This is a genomic window from Nonomuraea lactucae (assembly GCF_003313395.1).
In the GTDB taxonomy this organism is placed as follows: domain Bacteria; phylum Actinomycetota; class Actinomycetes; order Streptosporangiales; family Streptosporangiaceae; genus Nonomuraea; species Nonomuraea lactucae.
Genome location: NZ_QNFZ01000875.1, coordinates 1 through 6,799, shown reverse-complemented (window position 1 = coordinate 6,799; position 6,799 = coordinate 1). Strand labels below are relative to the sequence as shown.

General features: G+C 72.7%; 6 protein-coding genes. 5 read left to right on the top strand and 1 reads right to left on the bottom strand.

Annotated elements, in window-relative coordinates; all coding sequences use genetic code 11:
• The coding region (locus DQW85_RS30235; RefSeq protein ID WP_162795492.1) for a DEAD/DEAH box helicase at positions 1 to 1,725 on the top strand (1,725 nt) is incomplete at its 5' end.
• A 3-nt stretch (positions 1,726 to 1,728) separates the two neighbouring features.
• Here the strand turns inward: DQW85_RS30235 and DQW85_RS30230 are convergent.
• Positions 1,729 to 2,664, bottom strand: coding sequence for a carbohydrate kinase family protein (locus DQW85_RS30230; RefSeq protein WP_113703223.1), 936 nt, complete (start codon positions 2,662 to 2,664; stop codon positions 1,729 to 1,731).
• Between the two features lie 173 nt (positions 2,665 to 2,837).
• Here DQW85_RS30230 and DQW85_RS30225 point away from each other — a divergent pair, with 173 nt between their 5' ends.
• The 4 genes from DQW85_RS30225 to DQW85_RS30210 are packed head-to-tail and all read left to right on the top strand — an operon-like array spanning position 2,838 to position 6,656.
• Positions 2,838 to 3,842: a sugar ABC transporter substrate-binding protein gene (locus DQW85_RS30225; RefSeq protein WP_113703222.1), complete on the top strand. Its 1,005-nt coding sequence runs from the start codon at positions 2,838 to 2,840 to the stop codon at positions 3,840 to 3,842.
• A 1-nt stretch (position 3,843) separates the two neighbouring features.
• A complete protein-coding gene (locus DQW85_RS30220; protein ID WP_113703221.1) occupies positions 3,844 to 4,815 on the top strand; it encodes an ABC transporter permease in 972 nt (323 codons plus the stop codon).
• Positions 4,812 to 5,621: an ATP-binding cassette domain-containing protein gene (locus DQW85_RS30215; RefSeq protein WP_113703220.1), complete on the top strand. Its 810-nt coding sequence runs from the start codon at positions 4,812 to 4,814 to the stop codon at positions 5,619 to 5,621. The genes DQW85_RS30220 and DQW85_RS30215 overlap by 4 nt, the downstream gene beginning before the upstream one ends.
• A 21-nt stretch (positions 5,622 to 5,642) precedes the next feature.
• A complete protein-coding gene (locus DQW85_RS30210) occupies positions 5,643 to 6,656 on the top strand; it encodes a LacI family DNA-binding transcriptional regulator (RefSeq protein ID WP_240197516.1) in 1,014 nt (337 codons plus the stop codon).
• The last annotated feature ends 143 nt before the right edge of the window (positions 6,657 to 6,799 follow it).

Here is a 6,799-nt window from a genome sequence, read left to right as displayed (position 1 = left end):
GGGCCCGACCTGCCGCGCGCCCTGCGCGCGGCCGAGACCGTGGGGAGCCGGCTCGACGCGCTGATCCCCGCCGCCCGACCGGCCGGGAGCTGGTGGCGCAGATGGCTGTCCGGAGAGGAGCGCCGTGCCAGGGCGGCGGGAGCGGTGGCGGAGATCGGCGGCCTGCTCGCGCGCGAGACCGGGACGCGGCTGCTCCTCGCCCAGGCGACGGCCGACCTCCTCCGGCCGCCGCCCGACGAGATGGAGGCGTGGATCGACTTCGAGGTCCGCGCCGCCGACTACTACAACCTGCTCGCCGAGCTCGCCGCCCTGGAGCCGCGCGACCGCGTCGCCGCCGAGGGGTTCCTGCCCGACGACCTCGCCGAGCGGGTCAGGGCGCAGACGCTCGACGACACCCACCGGCGGGTCTCGCTCCGCGGCTACCAGGCGTTCGGCGCGCGGTTCGCGCTCGCCCAGGAGCGGGTGATCCTCGGCGACGAGATGGGGCTCGGCAAGACGATCCAGGCCATCGCCGCGCTCGCCCACCTGCACGCCATGGGGGAGCGGCACTTCCTGGTGGTTTGCCCGGCGAGCGTGCTGGTGACGTGGACGCGGGAGATCGAGGCGCGCAGCACGCTCACGGCGTACCGGCTGCACGGCGCGGAGCGCGCCCTCGCCCAGCGGGCGTGGATCGACCGGGGCGGCGTCGCGGTCACCACGTTCGACGGCCTGCACCGGCTGGACGCCGCGTGCCAGGTCGGGATGCTGGTCGTGGACGAGGCCCACTACGTGAAGAACCCCGAGGCCCGCCGGTCCAAGGCCGTGGCGGCGTGGTGCGCGCGGGTCGGCCGGGTGCTCTTCCTGACCGGCACGCCGATGGAGAACCGGGTCGAGGAGTTCCGCAGCCTGGTCGGCCAGCTCCGGCCCGGTCTGGTCGGCGGGTTGCGGACCGGCGACGCGGCGGCCGGGGCCCAGGCGTTCCGCCGCGCCGTCGCCCCCGTCTACCTGCGGCGCAACCAGGAGGACGTGCTCACCGAGCTGCCTGACCTGGTCCACGCCGACGAGTGGGAGGAGTTCAGCGCCGCCGACGCCGACGCCTACCGGGAGGCCGTGGCCGGGGGCCGGTTCATGGCGATGCGGCGCGCCGCGTACGCGGTGCCGGAGAAGTCGGCCAAGCTCGAACGGCTCCGCGAGCTGGTCGCCGAGGCGGCGGGCAACGGGCTCAAGGTGGTGGTGTTCTCCTACTTCCGCGACGTGCTGGCGAGCGTGGGCGAGGCGCTCGGCGCGGGCGCGCACGGGCCCATCTCCGGTGACCTGCCGCCGGACCGCCGCCAGCAGGTGGTCGACGAGTTCACGGCCGCGCCGGGGCACGCGGTGCTGCTCGCCCAGATCCAGGCGGGTGGGGTAGGGCTCAACCTGCAGGCCGCCTCCGTGGTGATCATCTGCGAGCCGCAGGTCAAGCCGACCATGGAGAGCCAGGCCGTGGCCCGAGCCCATCGCATGGGGCAGGCCCGCCGGGTGCAGGTGCACCGCCTCCTGTCGCCCGACAGCGTGGACGAGCGGATGCTGCGGCTCCTGCACGCCAAGACCGCGCTGTTCGACGCGTACGCGCGGCGCAGCCACCTCGCCGAGTCGGCGGCCGACGCGATCGACGTCTCCGAGCAGGCGCTGGCCCGCCAGATCGTCGAGGAGGAGCAGCGCCGCCTCGCCGTCGGCAGCGCGGGCGAACCGGCGGGCGCGAACTGACTGTCAGGAGCTCGCGGGGTCGTCGAGCTGGTGCGCCCACGGTGGGTCGGCGCCCGCCACCGCGCACGTCAGCGAGGCCACCCGCGCCGCGAAGGCCGCCGCCCCGGCCGCCGTCTCCAGGTCCAGCCCGTCCAGGCGCCCCCCGAGCAGCCCCAGCTCGTCCAGCCGGTGCAGCAGCCCCGCCGTGAACGCGTCGCCCGCGCCGACCGTGTCCACGACCGTGACGCGGGGCGCCGCGACCTGCGCGCGAGAGCCGTCCAGGGAGACCAGCGCCCCCGACGCGCCGCGGGTGACGACGATCAGGCGGGCGCCCGCGGCGTGCCAGCCGTCGCACGCCCGCTCCACCTGTTCGCCGGGAGCCAGGAACGCGAGGTCGTCGTCGCTCAGCCTGAGGATGTCGGCGAAGCCGCACCAGCGCTCCATGTCGTACGCCTCCCGCGGCGCGAGGCTGGGCCGCGCGTTCGGGTCGATCGAGACCGTCGCCCGCGCGGCGGCGCCGGCCGCGAAGCGTTCCACCGCCTCCCGCCCCGGCTCCCTGACCAGCGCGAGCGACCCCGTGTGCAGGCACGACGCGCCGCCCAGCCCGGCTCCGGCGAGCTCGGCGGACGACCACTGCCAGTCGGCGGAGCCGTCGGCGTGGAAGCCGTAGGCGGCCTGCCCGCGCGCGTCGAGCGAGGCGATCGCGAGCGTGCTCGGCTCGGCGGCGGCCACGCAGCCCGACAGGTCCACCCCCGAGGCGGCCAGGCGGTCGCGGAACAGCTCGCCGAACACGTCACTGGAGATCCGGCCCAGGAACCTGGTCGGGGTGCCGAGCCGTGCCAGGGCGACCGCCGTGTTCGCCGGGCCGCCGCCCGGCAGCACCCGCAGGGACAGCTCCACCTCGCCCTCCCGCCGGGCGGCGAAGGCGTCGGCGACGCACTCGCCGAGCACAGAGATCATCAGAGCCGCCTTCCGCCGCGTTGCCGATTCGTTACGGCCCGGGACCATTGACGTTTCCCCGTCCGGAGTTCATCATCGCAGCACAGCGGATGTCAACGTTGACATATGTCAACGATGACATCGAATCGTGCCTGATAGGATGAGATCCGAGACCATACTGATAGGACGCCACCATGAAAACTAGGCTCTCGGCCGGTCTCCTGGCTGCCGCGCTCCTCGCCGCCGGATGCGGAGGCGGCGGCGACAACACCGGCGGCGGCGACACCGGCGGCGGTCAGCAGCCCGCCAAGGTCGGTCTGATCACCAAGACGGAGACCAACCCGTTCTTCGTCAAGATGAAGGAAGGCGCCGAGAAGGCGTCGAAGGCCGAGGGCATGGAGCTCATGACGGCGGCCGGCAAGTTCGACGGCGACAACGCCGCCCAGATCACGGCCATCGAGAACATGGTCGCCGCCGGCGTCAAGGGCATCCTCATCACGCCGAGCGACACCAAGGCGATCGTCCCCGCCATCAAGAAGGCCAGGGACACCGGCACCCTCGTCATCGCGCTCGACACGCCGACCGACCCGCAGGACGCCACCGACGCCCTGTTCGCCACCGACAACTTCAAGGCCGGCGAGCTCATCGGCCAGTACGCCAAGGCCGCCATGGCCGGCAAGCCCGCGAAGATCGCCACCCTGGACCTGGCGCCCGGCATCACGGTCGGGCAGCTCCGCCACGACGGCTTCCTGAAGGGCTACGGCATCGCCGAGGGCGACCCGTCGATCGTCTGCTCCCAGGACACCCGCGGCGACCAGGCGAAGGGCCAGACCGCGATGGAGAACTGCCTGCAGAAGGCGCCCGACATCAACGTCGTCTACACGATCAACGAGCCCGCCGCGCTCGGCGCGTACACCGCGCTCAAGGCCAAGGGCCGCGAGAAGGACGTGCTGATCGTCTCCGTCGACGGCGGCTGCACCGGCGTCAAGGCGGTGCAGGCCGGCCAGATCGCCGCCACCTCGCAGCAGTACCCCATCAGGATGGCCGAGATGGGTGTCAAGGCGGTGTCCGACTTCGCCAAGACCGGCAAGAAGGTCTCCGGCTACACCGACACCGGCGTCACGCTGATCACCGACAAGGCACTGGACGGCGTCAACGCGAAGGACACCGCGTTCGGCCTGGCCAACTGCTGGGGCTGACATGCCGGTTCTGGACGCGACCCTGCCGCGGCGCATCCTCTCCACGCCGACGGCGGGCCCGCTGGCCGCGCTGGTGCTGGCGTGCGTGTTCTTCTCGCTCCAGAGCGACCAGTTCCTGACCGGCGGCAACTTCTCGCTGATCATCCAGCAGGTCATGGTCGTCGGCACGCTCGCCATCGGCCAGACGCTGATCATCCTGACCGCGGGCATCGACCTGTCGAACGGCGCGATCATGGCGTTCGGCGGGATCGTGATGACCAAGCTCGCCGTCGACCACGGGATGCCGCCGCTGCTCGCCATCGCCGCCGGGCTCGCCGTCTGCGCGGGGTTCGGGCTGATCAACGGCCTGCTGGTGATGAAGATCTCGCTGCCGCCGTTCATCGTCACGCTCGGCATGCTGAACGTCGCGTTCGCGCTGACCCACATCTACTCCCAGGACCAGACGGTCACCGACCTGCCGCCGGCGATGACGTTCCTGGGCCAGACCTTCACCGTCGGCGGGACGAACGTCACCTACGGGTCGCTGCTCACCATCCTGCTGTTCCTGCTCTTCGCCTACCTGCTCGGGCAGACCGCGTGGGGCAGGCACGTGTACGCGCTCGGCAACAGCCCCGAGGTCGCCCGGCTGACCGGCATCCGGACGGGACGGCTGATCGTCGGCGTCTACACGCTCGCCGGTCTCGTGTACGGCATCGCGGCCCTGCTGCTGGTGTCCCGTACCGGCGTCGGCGACCCGCAGGCCGGTCAGACGGACAACCTCGACAGCATCACCGCTGTAGTGCTCGGCGGCACCAGCCTGTTCGGCGGCCGGGGCACGATGCTGGGCACGCTGATCGGCGCGCTCATCGTGGGGGTGTTCCGCAACGGCCTGCAGCTCATGGGCGTACCGTCGATCTACCAGACGCTCATCACCGGCATCCTGGTGATCCTCGCCGTCACCGTCGACCAGCTCTCCCGCAGGAGGAACCGATGACCCCCGTGCTCCAGGCGCGCGGCCTGGTCAAGCGCTACGGCCACGTCACCGCGCTCGACGGCGCCGACTTCGACCTCATGCCCGGCGAGGTGCTCGCCGTCATCGGCGACAACGGCGCCGGCAAGTCCACACTGATCAAGGCGCTGACCGGCGCCCTCCAGCCGGACGAGGGGGAGATCCAGCTCGACGGCAGCCCCGTACGCTTCCGGGGCCCGCTGGAGGCTCGCAGGCACGGCATCGAGACCGTCTACCAGGACCTCGCCGTCGCCGCGTCGCTCGACATCGCGACCAACATGTTCCTCGGCCGGGAGGTGCGCAAGCCGGGGCCGCTGGGCAAGGTCTTCCGGCTACTGGACAAGAAACGCATGCGGGAGGAGTCGGCCAGGCACATGGCCGACCTGAAGATCGGCCTCGGCTCGCTCACCCAGCCCGTCGAATCGCTCTCCGGCGGCCAGCGGCAGGGTGTCGCCGTCGCACGGGCCGTGGCCTGGGCCAAGCACGTCGTCGTCATGGACGAGCCGACCGCCGCGCTCGGGGTCAAGGAGTCCGGGCAGGTGCTCGACATGATCCGCCGGGTCCGCGACAGCGGCACGCCGGTCGTGCTGATCAGCCACAACATGCCGCACGTGTTCGAGATCGCCGACCGGATCCACATCCAGCGGCTCGGCCGCCGGGTGGCCCAGATCAAGCCGGGCGACTACAGCATGGCCCAGGTCGTGGCCATCATGACCGGCGCGCTCCAGGTCGCGGACGGCAAGGCGGTGGTCGCCGACCAGGGCGCCGCGGAGGCCATCGGCCTGTCCTGACGGCCCACTACCATGGTCGGAATGCGGCGTCCCACGATGGCAGATGTCGCCCGCGAAGTCGGTGTGACGGCCAAGACGGTCTCGCGGGTGCTCAACGACGACGGGCCCGTGGCCGCCGGCACCCGCGAGCGCGTCATGGCCGCGGTGCGCAAGCTGGGCTACCAGCCCAACCTCATGGCCCGCAACATGCGGGTCGGCGCGCGCGACGCCACGATCGGACTGGTCATCCCCGAGATGGGCAACCCGTTCTTCGGCACGGTCGTGGGCGGCATCGAGGACACCGTCCGCGCCCGCGGCCTCACCCTCATCGTCGGCTCGTCCAGCGAGACGGCCGAGCTGGAGCAGTCGCTGATCGCCACGTTCCTGGCCCGCCGGGTCAGCGCCCTCATGGTGGTGCCGTCCGCCGCCGGCGACCACCGCCACCTGCGCGCCGAACGCGCCGCTGGGCTGCCGATCGTCTTCCTCGACCGGCCCGCGGTCGGCATGGCGGCCGACCAGGTGGTCAGCGGCAACCGCGAGGGCGCCCGCTCCGGAGTGGCCCACCTGATCGCGCACGGCCACCGCCGGATCGGCTTCGTCGGCGACCTGCCCGCCACCCTCTACACACGCCGCGAACGCTTCCAGGGCTACCGCGACGCGCTGGAGGAGGCCGGCCTGCCGTTCGACAAGGCGCTGGTGGAGAGCGGCCACGACCAGGACGCCGCCTTCGCCGCCGCGCTGCGCCTGCTCGACCTGCCCGGCCCCCCGACGGCCCTGTTCGCCGCCAACAACTTCGCCGCCATGGGGACGGTCGTCGCGCTCGCCCGGGCCGGCCGCCGCGACGTGGCGCTGGTCGGGTTCGACGACCTGCCGCTGGCCGAGGTCCTCGACCCGCCGCTGACCGTCGTCGCCCAGGACCCGTTCGCGATCGGCGCGACCGCCGCCCAGCTGGTGCTGTCGCGGCTCGACGGCCACCGCTCCAAGGCCGCCCGCCGCGTCCTGGTCCCCACCCGCCTGATGGTCAGGGGCTCGGGCGAACTCCCCCCACCCCGCTGACGTCCGGCCCCTCCACCGCCCTACCGTGCCTGCCCTCGTGCCTGGCCTGCCCTCGTGCCTGGCCCGCCCGGCTCGCCCCCTCTGCCGCTGCCTCGCCGCCGGGGCGGTTGCCGGGGTCGGGTGGGGGCGTGGCGGCCGGTGCG

Coding starts and splice junctions, on each gene's coding strand:
- DQW85_RS30210 (WP_240197516.1), top strand. CDS start 5,643: ATGCGGCGTCCCACGATGGCAGATGTCGCCCGCGAAGTCGGTGTGACG.
- DQW85_RS30215 (WP_113703220.1), top strand. CDS start 4,812: ATGACCCCCGTGCTCCAGGCGCGCGGCCTGGTCAAGCGCTACGGCCAC.
- DQW85_RS30220 (WP_113703221.1), top strand. CDS start 3,844: ATGCCGGTTCTGGACGCGACCCTGCCGCGGCGCATCCTCTCCACGCCG.
- DQW85_RS30230 (WP_113703223.1), bottom strand. CDS start 2,664: ATGATCTCTGTGCTCGGCGAGTGCGTCGCCGACGCCTTCGCCGCCCGG.
- DQW85_RS30225 (WP_113703222.1), top strand. CDS start 2,838: ATGAAAACTAGGCTCTCGGCCGGTCTCCTGGCTGCCGCGCTCCTCGCC.